We start from the raw sequence: 1,321 nt of genomic DNA on the forward strand, positions 1-1,321 counted from the left end.
TCCGATGTTTTCCTGTATATGTTCTGCGTGTTCCTTTACATCTGCTATGATTTCATCGTACTTGGAATTTTGCTCGGCAGTAAAATTCCCGGTATTTATATTTGGTATAGCTTCTAAAATTCCTTTGGAAGCAAGTGCGGCTTCCTTGTCGTCATCGGAAGATAGGGCTAAGGCAAGATGTTGATAATGTGAAAAGAGTTCTGCAAAATTGTCTTTTTTAGCAGCTTGGTTTTCCTGTTGGGATGCTGGTGTAGCTGAAACATTGGCCGGATCGTCCTGTTTTGCCTGTTCCGATTTATTTCCCGTGTTCTGATTACATGCTGCCATAAAAAGAGTGAATAAAGCCATCAGGCCTGAGATATATCTATTTTTCATTGTATGATAATTTTGAATGTTTTAAATTGATTTGACTAAGCAATATGTCGTATCAGATACGGCAATGCTGTATCTGTGCGGGTTGGTCCGGTAAAATTCTTTGTAGGTTGATGGCCGTACGCCATCTCTGTTCTGTTAAAACAATGACGGACAGCAATACTTTAGAAACACATTTCTAAAGTATATTAAACGCCAAGAAAGCAGTAGCTAAACATTTACGAAACTAAAAAGCTATGCACCACTACCGGAAAAGTAATTGGAAGGTATAGCGTGTAGATACGACAGGTCACACCATTGGCTATACAGGGTGGTTTTTAGCTTATTTTAGGCGGTAGCCAGATAGAGGAATAGCCTGAAGAATAGTAGGCTTCTTTGAATCCGAATTTTTGCTTTTTTGCATCTGCAAAATAGCTTTTTGTTTTGATCTCAAGGAATATAGGAAGCCCCATTGAAGAATAGGACGTACTGTTGCAGGATTTGTCGTTGCAATTACCGCTGCAATGTCCGTTTTCCTTCTTGCTTTTTTTGCAGGATTTGGTCTTGCAGCAATCTTTCTCTTTATTATCTTTAGATTTCTCTTTATGACAGGACTTCTGTTCTGTTTTAGCAGAATGTTTGGAGCATGCAAAACTTTGGCTGGGCATCATAAAGAAGCCCAAACAGAACAACGTAATAATCCCGATATGTATGCTCACATTTTTCAACTCGGCAAAGTTAGAAATAAAATTATTCACTTACAAAAGTTTATCCATTTATTTATCATTTTTGAAGATTGTGGAATGAATATTTGCCAAAATATTATTTAATAATTTGCATTGGTAATAAAAAACGAATGCCCCTGTCTAAAAGATTTACATCCTTTAACAGTGGGCATTCTATATTTAGAGGATTGTTAACGCTTACAAAGCCTCTATTTTAAATCCTGCTTTTTTCACGGTCTCGATCA

General features: G+C 37.1%; 2 protein-coding genes. Both read right to left on the reverse strand.

All coding sequences use genetic code 11. The annotated features are described in order from the left end of the window. A partial coding sequence (locus tag BGP15_RS26490) for a DUF3347 domain-containing protein (RefSeq protein ID WP_286771204.1) occupies positions 1 to 375 on the reverse strand: 375 nt, incomplete at its 3' end. A gap of 314 nt (positions 376 to 689) precedes the next feature. Next, complete coding sequence (locus tag BGP15_RS26495) at positions 690 to 1,109, reverse strand: hypothetical protein (protein ID WP_286771205.1); 420 nt, start codon at positions 1,107 to 1,109, stop codon at positions 690 to 692. Between the last annotated feature and the right edge of the window lie 212 nt (positions 1,110 to 1,321).

Origin of the sequence: Sphingobacterium sp. 40-24, assembly GCF_001899705.1 — a bacterium.
Lineage (GTDB): Bacteria > Bacteroidota > Bacteroidia > Sphingobacteriales > Sphingobacteriaceae > Sphingobacterium > Sphingobacterium multivorum.